Source organism: Candidatus Neomarinimicrobiota bacterium, from assembly GCA_021734025.1.
Classification (GTDB): domain Bacteria; phylum Fidelibacterota; class JAANXI01; order JAANXI01; family JAANXI01; genus JAANXI01.
Genome location: JAIPJS010000001.1, coordinates 242508 through 265528, shown reverse-complemented (window position 1 = coordinate 265528; position 23021 = coordinate 242508). Strand labels below are relative to the sequence as shown.

17 protein-coding genes are annotated in these 23021 nt (G+C 50.9%); all 17 read right to left on the bottom strand.

From position 1 onward, the window contains the following. Window position 1: 1 nt before the first annotated feature. The gene (locus tag K9N57_01005) at window positions 2–544 is read right to left on the bottom strand and encodes a hypothetical protein (protein ID MCF7802747.1); all 543 of its coding nucleotides are present in this window, start codon (window positions 542–544) and stop codon (window positions 2–4) included. Beyond that, window positions 531–1598 (bottom strand): PQQ-binding-like beta-propeller repeat protein, encoded by a 1068-nt coding sequence (locus K9N57_01000; GenBank protein ID MCF7802746.1) that lies wholly within the window; start codon window positions 1596–1598, stop codon window positions 531–533. The genes K9N57_01005 and K9N57_01000 overlap by 14 nt, the downstream gene beginning before the upstream one ends. Next, complete coding sequence (locus K9N57_00995; protein MCF7802745.1) at window positions 1598–4420, bottom strand: BamA/TamA family outer membrane protein; 2823 nt, start codon at window positions 4418–4420, stop codon at window positions 1598–1600. Before K9N57_00995 ends, K9N57_01000 begins: the two co-directional genes overlap by 1 nt. A gap of 7 nt (window positions 4421–4427) precedes the next feature. Continuing rightward, window positions 4428–5372: a methylmalonyl Co-A mutase-associated GTPase MeaB gene (gene meaB, locus K9N57_00990; GenBank protein ID MCF7802744.1), complete on the bottom strand. Its 945-nt coding sequence runs from the start codon at window positions 5370–5372 to the stop codon at window positions 4428–4430. A gap of 99 nt (window positions 5373–5471) precedes the next feature. Next, entirely contained in the window at window positions 5472–6431 is a 960-nt protein-coding gene (locus tag K9N57_00985; GenBank protein ID MCF7802743.1) for an acetyl-CoA carboxylase carboxyltransferase subunit alpha, read from the bottom strand. Between the two features lie 126 nt (window positions 6432–6557). Beyond that, window positions 6558–8603 (bottom strand): glycosyltransferase, encoded by a 2046-nt coding sequence (locus K9N57_00980; GenBank protein ID MCF7802742.1) that lies wholly within the window; start codon window positions 8601–8603, stop codon window positions 6558–6560. 10 nt (window positions 8604–8613) lie between these two features. After that, window positions 8614–9327: a polyprenol monophosphomannose synthase gene (locus K9N57_00975; protein MCF7802741.1), complete on the bottom strand. Its 714-nt coding sequence runs from the start codon at window positions 9325–9327 to the stop codon at window positions 8614–8616. Continuing rightward, window positions 9315–10232 carry a dTDP-4-dehydrorhamnose reductase gene (rfbD, locus tag K9N57_00970; protein MCF7802740.1) on the bottom strand — a complete coding sequence of 306 codons (918 nt, stop codon included), beginning with the start codon at window positions 10230–10232 and terminating at the stop codon, window positions 9315–9317. Before rfbD ends, K9N57_00975 begins: the two co-directional genes overlap by 13 nt. A gap of 26 nt (window positions 10233–10258) precedes the next feature. Beyond that, window positions 10259–10726, bottom strand: coding sequence for a 5-(carboxyamino)imidazole ribonucleotide mutase (gene purE, locus K9N57_00965; protein ID MCF7802739.1), 468 nt, complete (start codon window positions 10724–10726; stop codon window positions 10259–10261). An 86-nt stretch (window positions 10727–10812) separates the two neighbouring features. Next, the gene (locus K9N57_00960) at window positions 10813–11823 is read right to left on the bottom strand and encodes a DUF4837 family protein (GenBank protein ID MCF7802738.1); all 1011 of its coding nucleotides are present in this window, start codon (window positions 11821–11823) and stop codon (window positions 10813–10815) included. Further along, window positions 11816–12703, bottom strand: a complete 888-nt coding sequence (locus K9N57_00955) for a class I SAM-dependent methyltransferase (protein MCF7802737.1) — start codon at window positions 12701–12703, stop codon at window positions 11816–11818. Before K9N57_00955 ends, K9N57_00960 begins: the two co-directional genes overlap by 8 nt. Then, window positions 12696–14843, bottom strand: coding sequence for a ribonuclease R (gene rnr / locus K9N57_00950; protein ID MCF7802736.1), 2148 nt, complete (start codon window positions 14841–14843; stop codon window positions 12696–12698). Before rnr ends, K9N57_00955 begins: the two co-directional genes overlap by 8 nt. A gap of 137 nt (window positions 14844–14980) precedes the next feature. Then, window positions 14981–16699 (bottom strand): BamA/TamA family outer membrane protein, encoded by a 1719-nt coding sequence (locus K9N57_00945; GenBank protein ID MCF7802735.1) that lies wholly within the window; start codon window positions 16697–16699, stop codon window positions 14981–14983. Further along, the gene (locus K9N57_00940; protein ID MCF7802734.1) at window positions 16638–20084 is read right to left on the bottom strand and encodes a hypothetical protein; all 3447 of its coding nucleotides are present in this window, start codon (window positions 20082–20084) and stop codon (window positions 16638–16640) included. Before K9N57_00940 ends, K9N57_00945 begins: the two co-directional genes overlap by 62 nt. A gap of 20 nt (window positions 20085–20104) precedes the next feature. Further along, window positions 20105–21067 carry an NHL repeat-containing protein gene (locus K9N57_00935; GenBank protein MCF7802733.1) on the bottom strand — a complete coding sequence of 321 codons (963 nt, stop codon included), beginning with the start codon at window positions 21065–21067 and terminating at the stop codon, window positions 20105–20107. Continuing rightward, window positions 21045–21989 (bottom strand): zinc ribbon domain-containing protein, encoded by a 945-nt coding sequence (locus K9N57_00930; GenBank protein ID MCF7802732.1) that lies wholly within the window; start codon window positions 21987–21989, stop codon window positions 21045–21047. Before K9N57_00930 ends, K9N57_00935 begins: the two co-directional genes overlap by 23 nt. Before the next feature lie 140 nt (window positions 21990–22129). Then, window positions 22130–23014: a DUF2520 domain-containing protein gene (locus K9N57_00925; GenBank protein ID MCF7802731.1), complete on the bottom strand. Its 885-nt coding sequence runs from the start codon at window positions 23012–23014 to the stop codon at window positions 22130–22132. Window positions 23015–23021: the final 7 nt, after the last annotated feature.

The window sequence follows — 23021 nt, the reverse complement described above, 5'->3', positions numbered from 1 at the left end:
GTCACCATAAAAGTTTATATGAAAGCCATCCAAAGCTCGCCTGTAAAAGTACAAAAGAAATTGCCGAGTAGGAATCGTATTTCCGGGTACGATTGTAATACTTGCGGATAGTAGCGCGATCAATCGATTCCTGATATCGCGCATAGGCACTGTTCGCCTGTAATTTGAAATAGGCGCTTGCGGTACCGGTGAGCGTCAACGCCAGCACCGGCTGCCAGATATTCTCGTATTGTGGCGCTAACTGTTGCGGGTTGTGATAGGTAACCTGCGCAGCTTTCAGGAACTCCCGTACGTCCGGCGCAAAAGCGATACTGTCCCTCGAGAACACCGGTCGGCGTAAAAGAGCAAGATACTCCTGCTCCGTCAAATATTGCGGAAAACGATTCAACGAATCGGGCTGCTGGCCAAAGATGTTCACATACCGGAGCGTGTCACCATCACTGGTAATATTCCAGAGATGCTGCCCTGCGGTGATCTCCGGTCGCCCCAGCGTTCCAACCACAATCAACGCGGCACCCAGGATGACAAGTTTATTCCAACGCATAAAGCCAGTAGTCCTCCATCGTAACATACCACTTATCATTCATGAAAAACGGGGTACAACGCAGCCGCCCGGAAAATTTGAGGGTATCAAGAAAGCCGCCATCGCTGTAGTTCACATGGTACAGGGTACCGTCCATCCCGGCAAATAGTAATCCTTGTTCTGTACGGGCCGGTTTTCCGGAGACCGGTGTTTCCAGAGAAATCAATTGGTCTGCGGCGCCACCCGTTTTATCAATCTGGTATACCTCTCCGCCGGCATTCACCCAGTACACCCGTTCATTATCAATGAAGGGCGCATTTCTGACCGGGTACTTTGTTTGAACTCTCCAGGAAAATTCCCTATCCGGTATCCGGAACCGGGTCATTGCCCCGTCCAGAGTACCGCAATAAAGTACGTCTCCGGAGATGGAAGCAACCTGAAATGATTCGCCGGTATTTTTCTTCCACTCGATGGAGCCATCGGAACTGTTCAGTGCAAAAATTACCCCCGAATCGCCTATTAACAAAATAGACTGCCCATACTGGAGCGGATTGAGATAGATCCGATCTTCCACACTAATTTTCCAAATTTCTTTCCCGGTTTCGATGGAATAGGCCCCAATGGTTCCATGGATCCCGGCAACCACGACCATTGTATCCACTATCAAGGGCTGGGTTGTCGATTCCGGCGCTGGTGCCCGCCATAAGGTTTCCACTTGTTCAAAATCGTACCGGACTAAATTTTGCTCCTTTTCTTCCTCAATCCAGTAGAAGGAAGTGCTCCGATGGGTGAAGCTAGTAATGCCCTCCTTTCCCTCATAGTGCGATATCACTTTCTGTTTTTTGTGATCCAGTACAAAAATTTCACCTCGGGTGGATAGCCAGGCAGTGGTAACAGGATCCAGTATTACCGGATCGCCAATAGACATATCCCGCAATCTGGTCTTGTCGAGTTTATTACTGTGGAATGCCGGGGATTCCGGCGAGCTGGGCTGAACATCGGAAAGATAAATGGGACTTGTACACGTTGCGAGAACCAGGCTAGCCAATAACATTATGGAAAAATAAACTCTCATCAGTAGTCCCATCCAAAAAAGAATTGATAGAATGTATCATTGCTGATGCTCTCGAAATCCGTCCGACGACCAATATCATAGCGTAAAACCAACATGCCACCGAGGTTAATCCGGAATCCGATACCAAAACTACCTCGCAGACCATTGAATTCATTCTCCCAGGCATTGCCGGCATCAAAAAATAGCGCCCCGCGCAACTGCCGGAAACCGATTCCGCCGAAGGGAAACTGGATACCGATTTGGTCAATCAATGGGAACCGCAGTTCGTTATTCCAGAGCGCCACGCTCTTGCCCCAGATTCGAAACCGGGGATATCCGCGGAGTGTCCAGCTGCCGCCAATGTAAAATCGCTGGGCTTCATACCCGTCGCTCCGGAGCGCCATCAGGCGGACGGCATAGCTCGACCGTTGCGTCAGCCGGAAATAATGGCGGTAGTCGCCAATCAGCGTGTAATAATTTACGTTATTGAACCGAATATCGTTGGTAAAGCCAGCCCGGACTAAAAACCGGTGCCCATCCATGGGCCCAGTCGGTCCCCAGATGGAATTATCTTTAACATAGCTGATAAAGTTAGACGTTAGGATGGCTTCGCGCGGACCGCGTGAGGTAAATTTATCCTTTTCCGAGCGATTGATGGTGAACGACGCTTCCACCCGGCGAAATTGGCTAAACGGGTACCGGAGCATAAACATTCCGCCGTACCTGCGCTCGTTGTAATACCCTTCCCTGGGAGTATAATACAGATTATTAAAGTGAAAGATCCCGTACCCGAAGTTCGCGCGCTGGGATAAGTTAAATTTTGAAATCAATACGTTGAACCGCTCCCAAAAATCCGCGGATGACTGGGCCGTATTATATACCAGTACCTCCCAGCGATGGTTGCCCATGATGTCAGAGAAGGCTATCTGCCCACCACCGGAAGTCCCGAAAATGGGATCGTTGGAAATCTGGCTTGCCGCGATATCCAGAGAGTATTTCCGGGAATACTCTCTGACCCGGGTAGAATCTCTGGTAGAAAACCGCGGATAATTCCAGAAATTGTTCAGAGGTGCGGACTGAACGATCCGATTCCGTTGTTTTATCTCCGCTTCAACCAAATGTAGCTGAAACTGATATTCGTCAAACGCCGTGCACACCAGGGTAGAATCGTTCAGCCAGTCCGGATGCAGCGCGGCAGTGGCAAAGTTCGTGAGTTGCTCCACCTCGTATTTGATGGAATCAGTAGCGGTATCGCCGCGGAGATCCAGGAGCCAGATATTGTTGGTGCCGCCCCGGTCGGAGATGAATGCCAGCCGGGATCCGTCCGGTGAAATAGCCGGATTGCCGTCCCGCGACCGCTCATGCGTCACATACTCGATATCGCCGTTAGAGAGGTCAAACCGAAAGATGTCAGAGTATCCTGCGTCTCCGTATTCCGTCCGGTCGGAACTGAAATAAACATACTCCCCATCCGGGCTGAACACTGGCGATCGGTCGTTGTAAAAATCCTTCATGAGCCGGACCAACTGGCCGGACTCAAGATCGTATATATACAGGTCAACCAATCCGGAGAACGCCATACCAGAGAAAACGATACGCTCGCCGGACTTACTCCAATGCGGTGCGGAGATGCCGACAATATTCGGAAACCGGATAGACTCTACCCGCTCTTCTTTTTCAAGTTCCCAGAGATGGAGCGCATCCTGTTCCCCGCTCTTGGTGACAAACGCCATAATATTGTCCGATGATACCGATAATTCGGAATCCATAAAATGGAAAGCTTCGTACTGCTGGCTGCGCTCGCCTTCCACTAAAAGTTTCGACTTTTTCTCACCTCTGCCCCCAACAGGCTTGGAATATATATTGGTATAGCCGGTGCGGTTTGAGACGAAGGCCACCCGGCTTTTTCCGTCCAGTTCATACGTGGCGGGACTCATATTCACGCCGGTTTCGGTGATCATTTCGGTGGTTGGTTGTGGCAATGATTCATCTTCCAGCAGTGGATAAATCTTCTGCTTCAGCCAAAAATGCCACTGGCGGCTTACCTTTTCAATGGGTTCGCCCAGGACAAATTCGATGACCTCGTTAAAATTTTCGTACCGCCAGATGTTTTCGATGATGCGGAGTAGTTTATCCTCACCATATCTCTCGGTGATATAGGTGAGGGCGCTTTCTCCCTCCTTATACATCAGGTATGAGCCCCGGATTCGATAAATTTGCGTGAGGGGCACGTAATAATTATTCAGGATAGCATCTCTGAGGATCATCTTGGACTGGGGATCCAGGTTTTCAGTTGACCAATATTCGGACAGCCCCTCCACGAACCAGAGTGGAGGCCCCGAATGAGAGTACATCCCCCTGTCTTTCATAATGCGATTCACCTTACTCATCAGGAAAACATGGATCAGCTCGTGCTCAATGACCCGTCTGAATTGGTGCATGGAGCCGTTACTCGGCACCACCACACGCCCCTTGATGAATTCAAAAAATCCACCGACGCCTTCCGGGATAAAGCCCGGCGTAATATTCGTCTGCTGAAACAACAAATGCGAACTATAGAAAATCAGAGGTACGCGTTTGGTCAGGGTGTGATCAAATTTCGCAGAGAGCTCGGTGTAGCTGCTTTCGGCCTTGGCCGCTCCGATTTCCGCGACCTCGCGCATGCCGGGATAAAAGTAAATATTAAAGTGTTCAGTCTGGAGGACATGCCAATCCAGGTCTGTGTACTGCACCTTATTCCGTCCAAAATAATGATACTGAGCCTCAGCCGCCTGCCCGACAAATAGCACGATAACAAGTAACACGAGGAACCAGCGCATATTATGCGAAGCGATTTTTAACATGAATCACTTAAATGGATAAATCATTAATCAGTTCCCGTGCAAGTCCGTACGGGCTAGTCCCGGAGGTCTCGATTTTTTCGATGGCCTCCCTGAGCCGACTCTCTCGTTTAGCATCCCAAAACATCGAAGTTAAGCGGGAATGGATAACTCGTTCCACCCGCATCCGGTAGCGTCGCTTACGGTTGCTTCGGAATTTCCCTGAATCGTTCAGATAGTCCGCATGATCCTGAATAGATCCGTAGAGTTCTTCGATGCCTTCGTCATTAATTGCGGCAGTCTTCAGAATGCTAAGGCTCCAGGCCGTCTCTTCCGTGGATTTCAGGTCCAGAATACTCCGTAACTCCAGGTGCGCCCGGTTAGCCCCTTCCCGGTCGGACTTATTCAGTACAAAGATGTCGGCAATCTCCATGAGCCCGGATTTCAATGCCTGTACTTCATCGCCGCTCTCAGGCACCAGCACCACCACCGTCGTATCGGCCGCCTCGGCCACATCAAATTCGATCTGACCGACTCCCACCGTCTCATAGATGACAACATCCCTTCCAGCCGCATCCAGGATATCACCGGCTTCCTCGGCCTTTACGGCCAGGCCCCCCGTCGATCCTCTGGAAGCCATGCTCCGGATGTACACCCCTTCATCGCCGGTATGCCGGCTCATCCGGATACGATCGCCGAGTAAGGCGCCTCCGGTAAACGGACTCGTCGGATCAATGGAAATGATACCAACTGTTTTCCCGTCATTTCGATACCGCTGGACAAGCCGATCCACCAGCGTACTTTTTCCGGCGCCCGGCGGACCTGTCATACCTATCCGATACGCATTACCGGTCTTTCCATAGATGCCATCAAGGAGCTCCTCGTAGCCAGACTCACTATTTTCTACCAGGGTGATTGCCCGGGAAATCTCACGGATATTTCCACGGAGTACTTTATCGACATCAACGGTGAGCATTGATTTATTCATTCGGTTTGATTAAGACTATTGAAGAAAAGCAGCACATTGGCGCTGTGATTTCCTGCAGCCGGGGCTCCGCTGCAACGTGTGAAGCAACTACTCTTCCCAGGCCCCCATTTTACTATACTTCTCAATCCTGTTCTGTAGGCGCACCTCAATATCCATGGCCTGGAGTTTTTCAATTTCTTCCAAAATAACATCCTGAAGCACTATGGCAGTGTCCTCGTAATTCCGGTGGGCCCCGCCGATGGGTTCGTCAATGATGCGATCCGCAATTCCCATATCCATGAGGTCCTTCGCGGTGATCTTCATGGCCTCGGCGGCCTCCGGCGCCTTTGACGCCCCTTCATCTTTGAACAGAATAGAAGCGCATCCCTCGGGTGAGATCACCGAATACCACGTATTTTCAAGCATGAGGATCCGGTCACCCACCCCGATTCCGAGAGCTCCGCCGCTGGCGCCTTCGCCGATGACGACAATCAGCACAGGCACCTTCAAATGAGACATCTCTGCAAGATTGGTGGCGATCGCTTCGGCCTGGCCGCGTTCCTCCGCCCCGATGCCAGGGTACGCTCCCGGCGTGTCAATGAGACACACGATGGGTCGGTTAAATTTCTCCGCAATTTTCATCACCCGGAGCGCCTTACGGTATCCCTCGGGATTCGGCATACCGAAGTTTCGATACACATTCTGCTTGGTATTTCGCCCCTTTTGGTGCCCGACGATGGCGACTTTTTGATTACCGATGGTGCCGATCCCACTGATAATTGCCTTGTCATCGCCGAACCGGCGGTCGCCGTGCAATTCCAGGAAATCATCGCACATACGTTCAACGTAATCATTGGTGTACGGCCTGTCCGGATGCTTCGCCAGCTGATACCGCTGCCAACGGGTCAAATTGCTGTAAACCTTCGTGGAGAGTTTCTTCAGCTTCTCCTGAAGTCGCTGCACCTCATCATCGATATCCACATCGTCCGCTGCGGAGAGTCCCTGCATCTCCTCAATCTTCTGCTCCAGTTCCACAATCGGCTTTTCAAAGTCTAAGACGGTCTGCATAATCCCCTCATTTATCTGACCGTGAAATATTCAAGTTCTGATAATAGTTATTTCCCATGGAAAATAATAGTATAACGGATAGATTGAAGACGCGCTACAGATTATCTTTGGCTGATTTCGCAAAAATCACTGTAATATCCGGTCAAACAGCCCTCTGAATAGTATTTGCAGATCGAAGGAGAGCGAATAGTGCTGCATATAATACTGGTTGTACTGCTGCTGTTCATCCGGATCATCCGATTCGATCCCCCAGAGGCTAAAAATCCCCGGTTTAAACAATTGTTCTTCCTTGCGCTCTTCCAGAGAATGCAACGGCACGCCAACCAAGCTCATGTTTCCCTTGAGAATGTTCCAGAGAAGTGGAGTCTTTTTACAGAATCCCGTGGAATTGTTACCATCGGTGAAGTACCGCCCTCTAAATTCCGTCCATCGGATTCCAGCGAATACTTCGCGTTTCAGTCGGTACCCTTTTATCGCGGCAACGGTGAAACATATCGGGATAAGAACCGGTATTGCTGCCAGGGCGACGCCTACATCCATCATTCGTTTCATTACGCGAAAAAACCGGTTGGAGAGCGGAAAGTCCAGTTCCACAAGTGGAATATCACCCAGATCTTCTACCGTCGCCTTTCCCAGGATGAACTCCAGGCTGTGTGGGACGATCTTCAGTTCGACCCGGTGATCCTTGAGCTGGTCCACCATCCCGAGGATTTCGATGTTTCGATAGACATCGGAAGTGAAAATGACATCGGTCAGGTTATGGACTCTCACCAGTTCCGGCAGCTCACGACTGGCCCCAAGAATGTCCGCCCGGTCGTTTTCATCGGCTGCATCATCGATAAATCCTACAATTTCGTACCCATGTGCCAGCTGGGAACGGAGTTTTTCATAGATGCGGCCACCTTCGTTCCCTGCGCCCACAATGGCGGCACGCCGCTGACGTACCGGTTTCCCGATAATGTTTCCGGACTGCCGTCTTACGATAATCCGCCAGGCTGGCAATGCGATCGCAGAAAAAAGCAATGCCAGGACGAGCACCGCTCTGGAATAGGCAAATTGATTAAAGAAAAAGGTCAGCGCGCTGATTACCACAAAACCGAGTCCTAATCCCGAGAGCGCCTTCCCGATGGAAAACTCCCGCAAGGTGTACGCCCGAGTAAAGGTGAGTGACCCCAGCCAGATACCGGTGTAAACCAACGGCAAAAATGAATAATCCAGGATGTACTGGAAGTCGCCGAATTTTATGAGAATGGCGACTACAAATCCTACCAGGATAAGCAGTCCGTCTGCGAGCTGTGGCGCGAACCGCTGAACGATCGACGCCAGCAATCCCACCGATCCCCGCATGAATATCCCGATCCGGATGAAAAAGTTAAAGATGAATGTCCACCGGCGGCTGAAGTGTTTCTTGACGAACAGATCCATCGCGCGGTAGAACGCGATGTAGCTGTCGAACGGGGCAAATTTACTGCTTTCCCCTTTGTAATGGATAATCTTCGTAATCGGGAGATACCGGACAATCCATCCGGCCTGGTTGAACCGGTAACACCAGTCCAGGTCCTCCCCGTACATAAAGAAAGTTTCGTCCAGCAGACCGACCTCATCCAGCGCTGCCCGGCGTACCATCATAAACGATCCGCTAACCGCATCCACATCGGTGATCTCATCTGGATCGAGATAAGTCAGGTTATACCTGGCAAAAATTCTACTGCGGGGAAAAAGTTTATCGAGCCCTAAGATCTTTGGTAAGGCGGTTCTGATGGTGGGAAAACTGCGACGACAGGCCAACTGCAGGGAGCCGTCCGGATTCAGAATCTTGCATCCGGCCATCCCGACATCCGGGTGATCATCAAGATAGTTGATCATGCTGGTAAACGTATCCTCCTGAACCAGCGTGTCCGGATTCAGTAGCAGCACGTATTCCCCGGTTGAGGCCCTGATGCCCTGATTACTGGCGACGGCAAATCCGCGGTTTTCGTCATTGGTGATAAGGGTGACCCAGGAAAACTTCGACCGAAGCATTTCGGCGGAACCGTCAACGGAATGGTTATCGACGACGATTACTTCCGTCTCCAAACCGACGGACGCCTTCCGAATCGCCTGAAGCGATTGTTCCAGAAATTCTTTCACATTGTAGTTGACTATGACGATTGAAAGGCGCGGACTCGCCATGGGTTGGTCCCTACAATCGACGGAAAATGCTGCGTAGTTTAAACGCCCAGACCTTGAATACCGCCTCGATAATAATCTTTTTGGACATCTTTGACTTGCCTACCACCCGGTCATGGAAGATGATCGAATGTTCTTTGATCGTAAAACCGTTCTTCCAGGCGCGGAAGTTCATCTCAATCTGGAACGCGTACCCCTCGGAGGAAACCTTCCCTAAATCAATGGTCTTCAACACATCGGCACGCCAGGCTTTGAATCCGCTGGTACCGTCCGAAACCGGCATCCCGGTGATAATTCTGGTGTACAGGTTAGCGCCGTAGCTCAGAATGAGCCGGCGAATCGGCCAATGCACCACGGAAACGCCCCGGTTGTATCGGGAACCGATGACGAGGTCATATTCCTTGAGTTCCTCCAACATCTCCGGAATCTCTTCCGGATCGTGGGAGAGGTCGGCATCCATCTGGATAATATTATCGTATCCCCGTTCCAGGGCATAGATAAACCCGACACAATATGCGGTACCCAGACCGTCCTTGCTCTTCCGCTTCATGAGATAGAGCCGGGAATACCGAAGGATTAACTCCTCGATCAATTCCCCGGTTCCGTCAGGAGAATTATCATCAACGACTAAAATGTCTGTGGTAATCGGCAGCTGAAATATCTGTTCAATCAGCGTTTTAATATTTTCCGATTCATTATAGGTAGGAATAACAATTAAATTTCGCACTGCTGTAAATCCTTTTCCACTTGCTGCAATCCCGCTTCCGTATCGTACAGTTGGATGTGTAAATTCTTCACAACTTTGTCGGTTAATAATCCGCTCCGGAGCGGTCGTTCTGCAGTCTGATTCAAATCTTTAGTTTTGCACGGGGAAATCAGGTCGACATTATACCCGAAATAGTCCGCGATCTTCAACGCGAATTCGTACCGGTTAATCAAATCCGTTCCGGCATAGTTATACACGCCTTTGGCGTTCATCACACATCCGATAGCGATGCATTCCGCCAGTCCGTTGGCCAGGGTGGCGTTATTAATCTGGTCATCCACCACCTGGATCGGTTCGTTTTCTTCCAGAGATTTCATCACCCAGAGCACAAAATTTGGCGTGATGCTCTCGGCGGCACCATAGAGGACGTTAGTCCGGAATATCACGTGGTCAATTCCGGATGCCTTGATCTCATTCTCCGCCGCCAGTTTGCTGGTGCCGTAATAATTCACCGGTTCCGGCCTGGCCGATTCATCATACGGCCCGTCTTCCCCGCTAAAAATGTAATCTGTCGATATCTGGACAAACTTGGTGCCCATGCGACGCAGAATGCGCACCATGCGTTTGACGGCCAGCGCATTCACCTGCCAGGCCGTCTCTTTTTCGTTTTCGGCCCCATCCACGTCGGTATATGCTGCACAATTCACCACGATGTCGGGACGATACTCGTCAAAGCAATCTTTCAGCTGGTCATGATCTGTTAAGTCCAGCCGTTGATAGGAAGCCGGGTCTATGGAGCGGACAGACTGTTTTTCCAATCCTGTGGCAATGACGCTGAAATGCGGCTTAAATGCATCAACGACCTTCTGCCCCAGCAGTCCGTTCGCTCCGGTGACCAGCACCTGCTTGTCTGTTTGCATCGACATAAGAATTCGCTTTGGCGCCGTGTCCGTTACGCTTTCTTGATCCGGCATCCGTTTGCTTTAAACTCGTCAAGACGGTTGGCGATTTCATTATTGCTCAGCGCCAGAATCTGCGCAGCGAGGACGGCTGAATTCCTGGCACCGTGCTTTCCGATAGCCACTGTCCCTACCGGCACACCACCTGGCATCTGCACTATTGAGTAGAGTGCATCCAACCCCTGCATCGAACCGGCATCAATAGGTACACCAAGCACCGGTAGTGTGGTGTATGCGGCGATTACGCCCGGGAGATGGGCTGCCAGCCCTGCCCCGGCTATGATCACCCGAAAGCCATTCGACCTGGCATTGGAGGCAAACTCTTTAACCTCATCCGGCGTCCGATGTGCCGAAGCAATCTTGAGCTCATACTCAATACCAAATCCATCCAGGTATTCAAAACAATCTTCCATCGTGTCCTGGTCCGATGCCGAACCAAGGACTACTGCAACATCTGCCATCTGTTTCCTCCGGTTTTTTTCAATCGATTTGAAAGATACAAAAGCTCCGCGCAAGCCGCAAAAACTAAAATCCTCAACGGCACGGCTTACTTTTTCTCGCCGGTGGTAAAGGTTGACAAAATAATTTCCATTCGCCGCAAGAACACCAGTTTCTTCATGCCCGGGGCAAAGATCTGCCCGTCAAGATAGAATAACCGGTTTGTGAATTCATCATAGTATGCAAACCCGACAAATGCCCCACCCTTTGGATCGTCGTTGTGGGACCAAATCCCGTTGATCCGGATGGCATGCTGGCCGTCGATTTCTGCGGCTTCTGTACGTACATACGCGGTATCGATACTGATATTTCCGTAATGCTCCTGGCCTACGGTTCGTCGAAGCCTTAATGCCACCGATGAATCCACCGCGACCGGAGAATCGACATCTTCCCAGTAAACACTTATCCAGCGAATCGGGAGATGACGACCGATCCACACAAAATTGGAATCCGGGCGTTCATGGATAACGATATAATCCCTGGGTACCCTGAATTTCCAGTCGTACTCCCCCTGGAACCGGCGGCTCAGTTTCTTCTGTTCATGTCGATCATAGAGATATTTCATTTGACGCTGGACAAACATCTCGTCAAAATACGAACGGAGCTCTTCATCGCGATTTGCGAGAACTTCACTAAACTGGGGAGCATCCGGAACGGTCAAAATCATCAAAAGTTGTTGCTCCCGCCATTGATTCCGCTTGAGTGCCACCGGTTGGTTCCCGGAGCGCATAGCCTGAACCAGGTTATCGGAAAACAGGCTCTGAATTAAGTCCAGAGACGGGGAACCGTCCCGCAGGAGTGACACCAACAAAATATTCTTATAGTTAAAAAAGTTGCTGGCATTTTTTGGAGAGACACGCCGGATATTGTACCACGGTTCATCCTGGGGCGTATACACTTCCGGTGCAAAGGCATTCCTGATTTGGTCTTCAATCAGCGTCCAGTCGACTGAGTCTGCGATAACGATCAGTTCATCCGGTTCTCCGATGGCGTCCCGCTTGACGCCACAGCTCACAATCACAGCGATCACCAGTATTAATACAGGAATGAATTTACGCATTGCAATTCTCCTTTCGAAAAATGTAGACGGACTCAGGTGCCTGCCTCACCTGCTGCTGCCGGTCATTCAGATATGATCCCAATAGTGTATTCATCATATATATTACTCGTATCCGGGACTGTTCCCGGTGGCGGTGTCGCAACTCACTTTCCATGGTTTGCCTGACAGCATCCGACCAAACTGATCTGGTCGTCACCAACCGAAACGGTGCTCCACTAAACAGTTTCTTAATGTCCTTCTCAGTGAACCATGTTATCCGCCGGGGAACCTCAAATCCCGCCCAGTCAACCTGGTATCGTTTCGCCTCCCAGGAGTCGATGGCCGGGACGCTGAGCAATAAAAATCCTCCCGGCAATGTATGGCCTGCCAGAGATTCCACAAGTCCAGTCAAATTCTCAAATTGTCCCAGTGAATCCCAGACTGTTACTACATCATATTGATCAGATGGCAGGCTTTCCATGTTTTCAAATACCTGAATTCCCAGCGGGGTTAACGCCTCGTGGAAATCTCCGAATTGCTGCACAGCAGTCACATCCCAATGATATCTGTGCATATATACCGGAAATCCTGCGTCTACACCGACGTCCAACAAACGCGCACCAGACTGAAATTCCTCGATGATCAGACGCTTACGCCAGAGTGACCACTGACGAAGGATATGAGTGATCCAATTGGTATCCGATGATTCAAATTCCCGACTCCGGATTTCCCAGGGTGGACGGGGATTTAAATACCGCAGACCGCAATCCTCACAACTGACAATTGTATATGGTTCACTGGAAGATGATGTATCGACTCCGCCGACTGTACGCCAGGTCCTGAAATTTTTGCTGGTGCAATAGGGACAATCAACCCGGAACCAACCGCTTTGCTCAGGCATCCTCTGTATCCAGGAAGATAAAAACCGCCTCCCGATCGTCTACCGACACATCGTGAACTTTTACTCTGACCCGATCTCCAAGCCGGTATCGCTTGCCGGTTTTCCGTCCCACCAGGCGATAATTATCCTTATCGTATTCGTAATAATCATCATCCATCCGGGACATGGGCACCAGGCCTTCCACCAGATAATGCGTGAGCTCGACAAAGGCTCCGAATGAGGTGATTCCTGAGATAATACCATCGAACGTCTCGCCAACTTTCTGGGCAAGGAATTCCATCGATTTAATCTTGGCGTACTCCCGTTCCGCCTCCATCGCATTCCGTTCACGCTCGGAGCTATGCACACATGTTTCTTCCAGATACTGTTCCAGCGAGTCGGGATCCTGCGGTTTGCCCTGCTCAATGTACTGTTTCAGCAGCCGATGGACTACTAAATCAGGATACCGGCGAATCGGCGATGTAAAATGGGTGTATTTATCAAACGCCAGCCCAAAGTGCCCCAAATTTTCCGGACTATATTTCGCCTTGGTCATGGACCGCAGCGCCACCTTTTCGATAAAATCCTTAAACTCCAGATTTTCCACGATTTCCAGGATATGGCGGTAATCTTCCGGTTCCACTTTCCCCTCGATATGATACGTGATTCCCAGATTTTTCAGCAAGGTCAGAAAGGCTTCAATATCCTCGCGGGGCGGATTCTCATGCACCCGGTAGACGAAGGGCCATCGTTCGTTCTTCCCGGTATTTTTCCCGGCGATATGCTGTGCGACGGTGCGATTGGCCCGGAGCATGAACTCCTCAATCAGTCTGTGGGCGTGCAGGCGTTCGCTGGGACGCACCTCGTATGGAACACCGTTTTCATCCAGTGAAAATATCGGTTCGGGGATATCGAAATCGATGCTACCCAGATCTTCACGCTCCCGCTGTAACGCCTGACTCATCATCTGCATCAGGTGGATCGTATCAGCATATTCGTGGTCCTTCCCCTTGATGATCTCCTCAACTTCCTCATAGGAAAACCGGTGATCGCTCCGGATGACGCTCTCCCGGATGGAATAATCATGTACCTGTCCGCTCGAGTCCATCTCCATGATGACGCTGAACGCCAGTTTATCCTCATTCGGCCGGAGGCTGCATAATTCGTTGGAAAGTCGCTCCGGCAGCATGGGAATCACGTGGCGTACAAAGTACACCGAGGTACCGCGTTCCCAGGCCTCTTTATCTATTGTGCTGCCCCGATTCACAAAATAGCTGACGTCAGCGATGTGTACACCCAGCTCGAATCGTCCATTACTCAGCTGACGAAACGACACAGCATCGTCAAAGTCCTTGGCGTCCTCGGGATCGATAGTAAAGCAGAGCTGATCTCTGAGATCAACCCGCCGTTTTAACTCGTGCTTCCAGTCTGGCTCAGGGATATCGCTGGCAGACTGTTCTACGTTCTGTGGGAATTCCAGATCCAATTCTTTGGACTTGGCCACAATCTTGAGATCCATCTTTTTTTCACCGGGAAAACCCAGTATTTCCACAATGTATCCCTGCGGGTTATCCTTGGGATCGGCCCAGTCCTCCAGGTGTGCTACGACAATTTGACCATCTTTCGGGCGGGTTTTCCCATCCGGCAGTTTGGCCTTTTCCGGTGGAATGTACAGCGACGATTTCAACCGGTCGTCCTCTGGCACAACATGCCCGCCTACATCGTCCTCGTGGTAAATGCCAACGATGTTTTCGGTGGTGCGCTCCAGAACGTCCAGGACCTTGCCTTCCGGATTTTTCCCGAAGGATTTCCTGAAGACTAACGCCTTCACCACATCCCCGTCCATGGCATTTTTCAGGTTATCGTATCCGATGAAAATGTCCGACCCCTCATCCACCAACACGAAGCCAAATCCCTTAGACGTGACCGAGAGTTTCCCTTCCACGATCTGCTTCTCCTGGGGATAGCCGTAGGTGTTCTTTCGGAATCGTTCTATCTTGCCCTGATCGCTCAAATCTTTCAGCCACTGCTTAAAATCCCGATACTGATCCCTGGGAACGTTCAGCGACTGGGACAGGTCTTTCGGTTTAAAGGTTTTACCCTTTCTGTTCTTCAAATATCCAATTACTTCTTCGCGAATTTCTTTTCCTGATCTACTCATAACTTCTCTATTTACTCTTTCCTCATTAAGTCACAATAATCTTTAAAAATATTACTGCTCAGCTTAATTCTGTATCAATGATTTTATGTGTTAAATGTCATTCGTGTTTAATCGTATCTGTTTGTGGTTAATTCTACTTAAAAATAGTTAAAAAATCTTACATGAATCCTCCCGTTCTGCCATCCTCCATCTCGCGGAATGCCGTAATCAATGCCAAGTTGTCCGACTGCTGTTTGCAAACGGAGCCCAAATCCGAAGCTGTCCATGGATTGACTGGATTTTCTCCTCCCAATAAATCGTTCACGATACCCATAATCGTAGAAGGTAACGATTCTTGATCCCTTTTCAAATAACAAGCGGTATTCCAGATTGACCCAACCGACAGCCGTTCCCAGGAAGGCTGATTCGTCGTATCCCCGGACAGAACTCGCCCCGCCAAACCGGTAGAGTTCCGGTACTGGTACCGATGATGGCGGATCAACGATATTGTGGGTTGTAAGTTTTCCGCTGAGTACGTGTGGGCCATTCACGGTACGTACCGCCTGAAATTCAAAGTCAATAGTTCGCAAGGGATCCTGAATACCGGAGATACCGTTTCGCTGGGCGATGGAATTGGAAAAAAAGACGCCGGAACGTGGATTACGGGGATCGTCCAGTGTCGAAAATTCCACACCGGCTGTATAGTCGTACCGGCGGTAACTCCGGATACCGGATAACGCCCGCCCGCTCGGCGTGCTGATGACCTCTGTGGCCGTGACCTCACCGAAAACGTTCCAGAGCCAGTTCAGTTGGTAATCCAGAACCAGTGTGGTGTGCCGTCGAATGTAGCTACTGTCCTGAACGAGTTGCCGGAATCCGGCCGTTCCGTTCAGCGGGTAACCGGCAATCCATGGTTCGGTATACGAAACCGCCATCTCCTGTGTAATTACGTTCTGTTTATCCCAGAAGATATTGAGTTGCCGCGCGGTCCCGAACAGATTGACAAAGTCGAACTGGAGCTGCCCGGTAAAGAATCCCTGTTGAGATTGAGTGGCCGGCACATATCCAAGAATACCGTTGAAGGTGTTGGCGCGGCGTTCCCGGATTTCCCACAGCAGGCCATAATCGCCATCGATCGATCTGAATAGTTTTGGCGAAGCAATACTTTCTACAAAATCAAACTGCCGCAGCCTCCGTTGTGCGGCCCGGATATCCGTCCTGCTGTAAGGCGTCCCGGGTGGAATTCTCATTTCTCTGAGAAAAATACGGTCTTGTGTTTCCCCTGAGTTCCTCACCACCATCGTATCCAGGATGATTTTACTCCCGGGATCGATAACACCTGAGACGGTAATATCTCCGTCCTCTGCCGTAATACCTCTTGCCGCCCATTTGGCAATTGGGAATCCCCGATCGGCATAGTCCGCGATTTGCGATTTGATGCGGACCTCCCAGATTTGCGGCGGCGTCGTCAATTCTCCCGACAGCCGAAACTCAGGAGTTCGCTCCTCAGTGGAATCAGGGCGCCCCGTCGTATAGAGACGATTGATTTGCTCCCCTGATTCAATGAACACTTCAATGGAGCTCGCTTTATCGGCGGGAATCACAATCGAATCCACCTTGCTGGAGAGATAGCCTTCCTGCTCCATTGCCTGTAATAATCTTGGCATTGCAACAGTAACGTAATCAGACAGATCGGAAAACCGGAGCACTGTGGAATCCCGAACCGTGACCTGTTCCGGCAAGCCATAGAACTCCACCGGTCGGGACTGCGCCAGGAGCGTAGTGCCCAGCACCATAATAACTGGTAATAGTAATTTAAAATACCGCACGAAATTCTCCCGATCCCTGGTGATAGACAGCACTCCGATACGGCTCATCCCGGCCCCGATACTGGAGCCGGAACGTCAGAAACTCGTTTATCCGATAGTCTCCGTGGAAGCGCCATTCCCAGGATGTCCCGAGATGGTTGCCGCCGGCGACTTCGAAGGGTAAAAACCGCAAATCCGTCTCCCCGGTCAAATTTTGTACGTTGATCCACCTGAGTTCTGCGGTGAGCCTGCCCTTTTCTGAAATTTGATAGGTATACTCCTCAGCCAGCTCGGTCAGCCGCACATCGATATCCTGTTGCGCTACGGCTCCCTGATTGTTTTCCCAGGTGATCTCTGTCCGGAACAGGTGCGGACGTGTCGGATGATACCCAAAAATCCCGGAGAAACTTCGCTGCCGGACCTCCCTGTTTCGCAATGACTCAAAATAGGATTGCCTCGATAATTGCCGCTGTTCGACCGTTACTTCTACCGTCCATGGCTGAAACGCCGTCGCTCTCCAGCGTACACTGTGCTCCAGTTCATCCTGACTCTCCGTTCCCCGGACATCGAGTCCATTCAGTGAAGCCCGGTGAAGAAATCTGTACCGTACCGCGTAATAGGGCGAATTCGGAAACAGGTACAGTTCTTCCTGCAGAAGTTGTGATTGCTGAACAACCCCGGAATCCGGATTTGTGATTTCCTCCCAGCGAAAGTGAAACGCAGGCGTGTTCATACGAGTCTGTTCTTCGTATCGCCACCGGGTAACAGATCGCATTTTTGACGCGATGTGGTGAAAAATTGTAGTCGGTTTGTTACTGAGATACCGCTTGGGATCGAGACGGATTTCGCTTCCGAGCTGAATCCCGGTGACCGGCTCATATTCATCGCTGGGCAAGACACGGAGAATATAATTCCCCCGATCGTCGGGATAATAATCCGCAAAGGTGGTATCATAGCTGTAATTGCCCAATCCCTCTTCCACCTGGATATATTGATACTCCTGCCTGGCAACCTGCTCCTTTTTCCAAAGAGCGTCCCAGTTATAGCCGAGTTCAAACAGTTTAATATCCGCATCCCGTAGCGCACCGGACCAGTCCGCCAGGATGAACCTGGCATCGCGCCGGTTTCGGTTTTCCTCGTAGTACGTGGAATAATCGCGTTGCCGGTGCGTAATATTCACGCGGGTATTGACGTGTCGTCCAACCCGAACTTGCCCAGTGAGATTTATAGTTTCTCCCACGGATTTATCTATCCGTCCCATCCCGGAATCCGGGCGCTCGGCAATCTGTTCATTTTTATAGGATACGGTTGCCTGTGAACCTGCCTGGTTCATTAGCGTGATTCCACCGCCGGGCTCCCGCAGTACCACCGATGTATCGCCGTCAAACTCCTGAAAATTCCATGTGGTAAACGGGTGAACCCATCCGCTTCCAACCTGGAGTTTTCCCTGCTGAGATTCCCTTGTATTACCGTTTCCCGCGTTCGCATAATCCCGGCTGAAGTTCAGGGTCTCCAGGTATTTGTAACGTCCCTGGATCCGCTGCTCATTTCTCATGGATCTACGTAGCCCGCCTTGCTCCAATGCGCCCCACTCCACGTGGCCGGTCAGATACCGGTTATCGAAAACTGACATCCCGACGGTGCTGCGTATATCGTCGTCTGAAATCCGGCGTTCTGAGATATTCCACTGCCGCGCAAATTCCACCGGATTGGCCCGGTCTATGGGATTAAAACGCCGATTCCTGTTTTGGTAATTTCCATAGATGGTGAGGCCATTTTGGCGTCTGGTGTTCTGCCGCTCACCCCAATCCAGGATTCGGTATTCTCCGGAGGCGCTTCCGGCAAAACCGGTATTGTCACTGTCACCAATGCCGGAGAAGGTGTTGGCATCAAAGCGACTGGCTGCAAATTCAGCGGAAACACTCGCCCGGTCATTTGGTTCCGCAGTCACCTCAATTGTTTGGGCTAAGCGGGATACCGGTGCCTGCACCCGGATAGTCGGCGAGTATTTAATCTGGTTGCTCGATGGATTATATTGATAGTAAAATTGTCCCGATTGCGTTGATGTTCTAATATATTTTCCGCTTATATCTCTGCTGAAATAGATGCTGTATTCTCCGGCCTCTTCCCCGACATAATTAAAGAATGTCACCCCGTTGCTATCCGCCTGTACGTAAGCACCAGCCGTATCCGGTGTCGCCGACGATATCCTGAGATCGCCGATCGCATCTCCCGAGTCCCGTAACGAATCCCGCACCGCATCATTTATAACCGGGTTAAGCGGATTGTCCCTGTCATCACTTTCAGAGGCAAACATTCCTCGTATTTGGACTCTATCATTCCAAAGGGATGATTGTACCTGCCCGGCATAAATAGATCGGGAATACTGGAAATCTGCATATTGAAAGTCCACGACAATCCGGCTCTCTCCGGTAATGAGCTGTTGGGGAGTGAACGTCAGCTCCGCCGTGCTGTAATCGATGGTATAATCCTGGGTCGCACCACGGGTCAGCCTGGTGCCGTTAAGCCAGACGGTCTCTGTTCCCGCCAGAACCACGATATCCCGGCTGCCATCTCTGCCTGTTAAGCGGTATGGGCCCTGGTTGCCCTCCTCGCCCCGGAATTGCTGAGTGCGGTACTGTCCTTTAGACACGGCACCGGCAAGCATCGCATCCTGGTTTTTGTAATTCCCGGAGACGGTTACACCTTCCAGCTTTCTACGGAATTGGCCGAAGGTGCCCACGTTGATATCCGTGGAAAAGTCGCCAAAGGTTGCCGCGCCATTGGGGTGCTCCAGATTAATGAATACCCGATCGACTTCCTCCAGGCGCTGGGTCGTTCCCTCAGGCTGGAGGGGTGTACTTTGATCCGTCAGGGCGGCCGTAACGCCGATATTCGTTCCGATCGTCCCGTCGAGTTGCATCCGGAGGCCGGAATTCAGGGAGAGCCCCTTCCCGGTGGTCAGATCCAGCTCCCGGAAGATACTCCCGTGACTGATAAGGTTTGTCGAACCGGCGTACTGGGCGGCATGCATGTCCTGCTCTCCATCCGTACGACTCTCTGTTGTTACTGAATCACGCAAGAGAATCGGCAAGAGCAAGGGTTCAGGCCGCCACTGCACCTGTTGTGGGACGGATACCGGATAATATCGATAGGTTATCGTGACATAACCGGAATCTGCGGGCCAGGATCTAAATCGGAGCGTCCCTGTGACTTCCTCTATGGAATATTCGGAGGAATTCAACAAGCTATCGTGGTGCTCAACACGAACGGAACCGGAATCTACCCAGGAGTGCCGAAGGGAATATGCGGTTTTGCCGGATTGGATTCGGATGCTTTCAGTGGTGGTGTTCACCTGCCCCTGGTCAAGTGGCAGGTGGTAGGTTCGGGTGGTATCGCTTTGGCCGAACGCCAACCCAATGAGGTTTGCCATCACCACTAAGGCGAAGCTCATATTCCGGACTATCCGCTGCATTATTCGCCCCGGCTGGCATCGATACGATACACGTAAATTTCGGGAGGATTCGTAGCGAGAATATAGAGCACTCCCCTGGCAGCAGTTATATCCGTGGCATTTTGCGACTCTTCCAACTGCAGGGCTAATGTCTTTTCTGGAAAAAAATCTTTGGAACTAATTCGAGTTAATACTCTCGTCCGATTGAGTACATAATTGGATTTCGGAGCGAATGCAACCCCGACCGGCGATGTGATGGACGAATCCCGGACTGTTCTTTTTAGAGTACCGAACCTGTCAAAAATCAGGATTTTTCCAGTTCGCTCCGCAAGTACCCAGAGATTACCTTTGGGAGAAACTTGCATCTTGCTGGCGTTTTGCATAAATCGGCCGAGTTCGGTGAATGTCCCCAGCGATTGCAGGAGATTCCCCTGAGGATTCAGTTGGAGAATTTGATTCTGTTCGGTATCCAGCACGTACAGCCATCCGCCGGGCGCCTGGTCAACGCTAAGGGGATAGTACACGACCCCCTCGTCAGCATTTTCCAGCGGTACGGTCCGGATAAAATTCATGTTCCGATCGTACATCTGAAGCCGGGAATTGTTATAGTCGGCCACGTACAAATTCAGGTTTTGCGCCAGAGCGATATCTGCCGGGACGTCATACTCCTCCGGCTGCCAGCCAAACCGGCCCCTCGTATCGAGGACTCGCCCATCAGGAGCGAGTTTGAGAATCCGGTTTCTCCCCGGATCGGTAAGATAGATGACGCCGTCCGTGGTAACTGCAATGGCGCCGGGGTTGATTTCTCCGGTTTCCTCATCTCCCCGGGGGATGATTGTTTCTACCAGGATAGGTGAAGAGGCGAAGACCGCATATGGAATTACGGAATAAAGACAGACGAGGAAAAGCCACAGGAGGATGTAGCTCTTCCCTGATTGATTGCGGTGAAAATTTGGGACGTTATTCCCCTTGTTTTTTTCCACATTTCGTGCAAAAGTTGGCTTTCGCCGGAATCTGGCTGCCGCAATGAATACAATATCTGGTATCGCCCGAGGCCTGTTGCTTGTCCGCAGGCTCAACCGACTGAGGTTCACCACCCTGTTCCGGTACAGCGGCACTTTCCTCCCGTGGCGTTCGCTCTTTCCCCGAAGTGGTGACGTAATAAAGGACTGCCAGGATGACTAACACTAACCCAATAATTATCCAAAGCGAGTTATTCGATTCCCCTGATCTTCCTGAAGCCTGCCCGGTACCTCCCTGCATACCACCGCCCATCTGGCCTCCACCCTCACCCATTTGGCTCTGGAGCAGATTGTTCGTCATCTCTCCCTGGGGATTATCATAGTGCGCCTCGATGTGTACCTGTTCGCCTGCCGCTACTCCCATATAATGTGCCCGGTGATATTTAATGCCGTGCGAGTCTTCCATTTGATGATCTGTTTGTATCTCCGGCTGGAAATTCTGTGCGGCGAGCGGCTGCTGTAAATCGACAATAAGAGAATCTATGGGATGATTTGTCGCAAAATCGTACGAGTAGTGCCGATGCGCATTTCCCTCCTGGAAGGGGTTATAGTAGAACTCCACGTGAAAAGAAGGCTTTACTGCGGAAAAAGTGATCTGCTTTCCGTTTTCGCCGTCTTCAATTGGCACCGGGATCATAGAATTTGCTGTTGTGTCAGTCGAACCGGCAACCAATGCAAATCGGGACTGCTCCGGAATAGGAAACGAGACCTCCATGGGAAGATCGGCCTCGTTGACTTCCCCGTTAAAAATAACCAGCACGCCGGGATGATCGTATTCCGGCCAAACGGAAATCAGGAAATTCTGAATAGGAGCCTGGGCAAATCCCATATTGGCGACCAATAAGGCTAAGGCTAATGTCAGGGTTTTCCAGGTAACTCTCATATGGTGTTCCTTTCTATGCAAAAATAATTCTCCTTAAGCGTTCAGAACCAAACCGGCTGCATCGGATAGCCGGTTTTCCGGTATCCGGATAAAGCAGGTGGATAAAAATTGATGAAAACTACAAGGGTGGGTGTACTGTTTCAAGCGGAATCGTCCAGGATCTGGGTAAGTTCATCGACATCCTGCAGCGTAATGGTATCTTCCGCCAGCAACACTTCCATCAGATAATGTGAGAGCTCGGAATACACTGTCCTGTATTTTTGGTCCCGATCGTTCAGCCAGGCGAGATGCTTATCGATGGTGCTGGAATCGGCGCGTTTGAGGGGGCCGGTGATGGCCTGTTCCGGCGATTGCTCCAGGACGTTATCCAGACTCCGGCGGATCAGTGGCGCAAACATCTGCAGAAATTTATCCTGGGAAATACCCGCTTCTCCGGCAATATCAACCGCCATGGCTTCCAGCGCCACCAGCATGTTGGAGGCAAATACGGCTGCCAGATGATACGGCACCTTGTTCTCTGCGGTGAGTTCGGTCATGCTTCCGTGCAGGGTGTCCACGAGCCTCTGGCACAGTTCTTTGGAATCGCCCTCAAAAGCCCAAGCGCATCCCAGCAATCCCTTTCGCCCACTCTTGACGGTCGGGACAGATTGCAGCGGATGAAACGAAGCCGCCCTGTATCCATGTTCCCGCAGCGGTTGGAATACTTCCGAACTCTGGATTCCGGAAAAATGGATAAAGGTGGAATCGGCCTGTTCTGCGTCGAGATATTTTTGCGCGAGTTGCACGCCGATTTCTTCCAGCGTATCATCCGGAGTTGCCACCAGTATAAAATCACTGGGAACTGGCTCCCAGTCCTCCCAAATATGGATTGAGACCTGCTCTCCGAGTTGTTGTCGGATCTCCTCTTCACCGTCCGGCGTACGCGATATGACCCCGTCGCAATAATAATCCCGCTCCATTAATAACGAAGTGATACTTAGTCCAATATTGCCAGGGCCGATTAGAATAAACGAGTTTGTATCCATCGGTTAG

Bases quoted from the DNA above. Each gene is read 5' to 3' on its own strand.
- K9N57_00995 (MCF7802745.1), bottom strand. From the start codon at position 4,420: ATGTTAAAAATCGCTTCGCATAATATGCGCTGGTTCCTCGTGTTACTT.
- rfbD (MCF7802740.1), bottom strand. From the start codon at position 10,232: ATGTCGATGCAAACAGACAAGCAGGTGCTGGTCACCGGAGCGAACGGA.
- K9N57_00985 (MCF7802743.1), bottom strand. From the start codon at position 6,431: ATGCAGACCGTCTTAGACTTTGAAAAGCCGATTGTGGAACTGGAGCAG.
- K9N57_01005 (MCF7802747.1), bottom strand. From the start codon at position 544: ATGCGTTGGAATAAACTTGTCATCCTGGGTGCCGCGTTGATTGTGGTT.
- K9N57_00925 (MCF7802731.1), bottom strand. From the start codon at position 23,014: ATGGATACAAACTCGTTTATTCTAATCGGCCCTGGCAATATTGGACTA.
- K9N57_01000 (MCF7802746.1), bottom strand. From the start codon at position 1,598: ATGAGAGTTTATTTTTCCATAATGTTATTGGCTAGCCTGGTTCTCGCA.
- K9N57_00940 (MCF7802734.1), bottom strand. From the start codon at position 20,084: ATGAGCTTCGCCTTAGTGGTGATGGCAAACCTCATTGGGTTGGCGTTC.
- K9N57_00980 (MCF7802742.1), bottom strand. From the start codon at position 8,603: ATGGCGAGTCCGCGCCTTTCAATCGTCATAGTCAACTACAATGTGAAA.
- K9N57_00945 (MCF7802735.1), bottom strand. From the start codon at position 16,699: ATGAGCCGTATCGGAGTGCTGTCTATCACCAGGGATCGGGAGAATTTC.
- K9N57_00960 (MCF7802738.1), bottom strand. From the start codon at position 11,823: ATGCGTAAATTCATTCCTGTATTAATACTGGTGATCGCTGTGATTGTG.
- meaB (MCF7802744.1), bottom strand. From the start codon at position 5,372: ATGCTCACCGTTGATGTCGATAAAGTACTCCGTGGAAATATCCGTGAG.
- K9N57_00930 (MCF7802732.1), bottom strand. From the start codon at position 21,989: ATGAGAGTTACCTGGAAAACCCTGACATTAGCCTTAGCCTTATTGGTC.
- K9N57_00955 (MCF7802737.1), bottom strand. From the start codon at position 12,703: ATGCCTGAGCAAAGCGGTTGGTTCCGGGTTGATTGTCCCTATTGCACC.
- rnr (MCF7802736.1), bottom strand. From the start codon at position 14,843: ATGAGTAGATCAGGAAAAGAAATTCGCGAAGAAGTAATTGGATATTTG.
- purE (MCF7802739.1), bottom strand. From the start codon at position 10,726: ATGGCAGATGTTGCAGTAGTCCTTGGTTCGGCATCGGACCAGGACACG.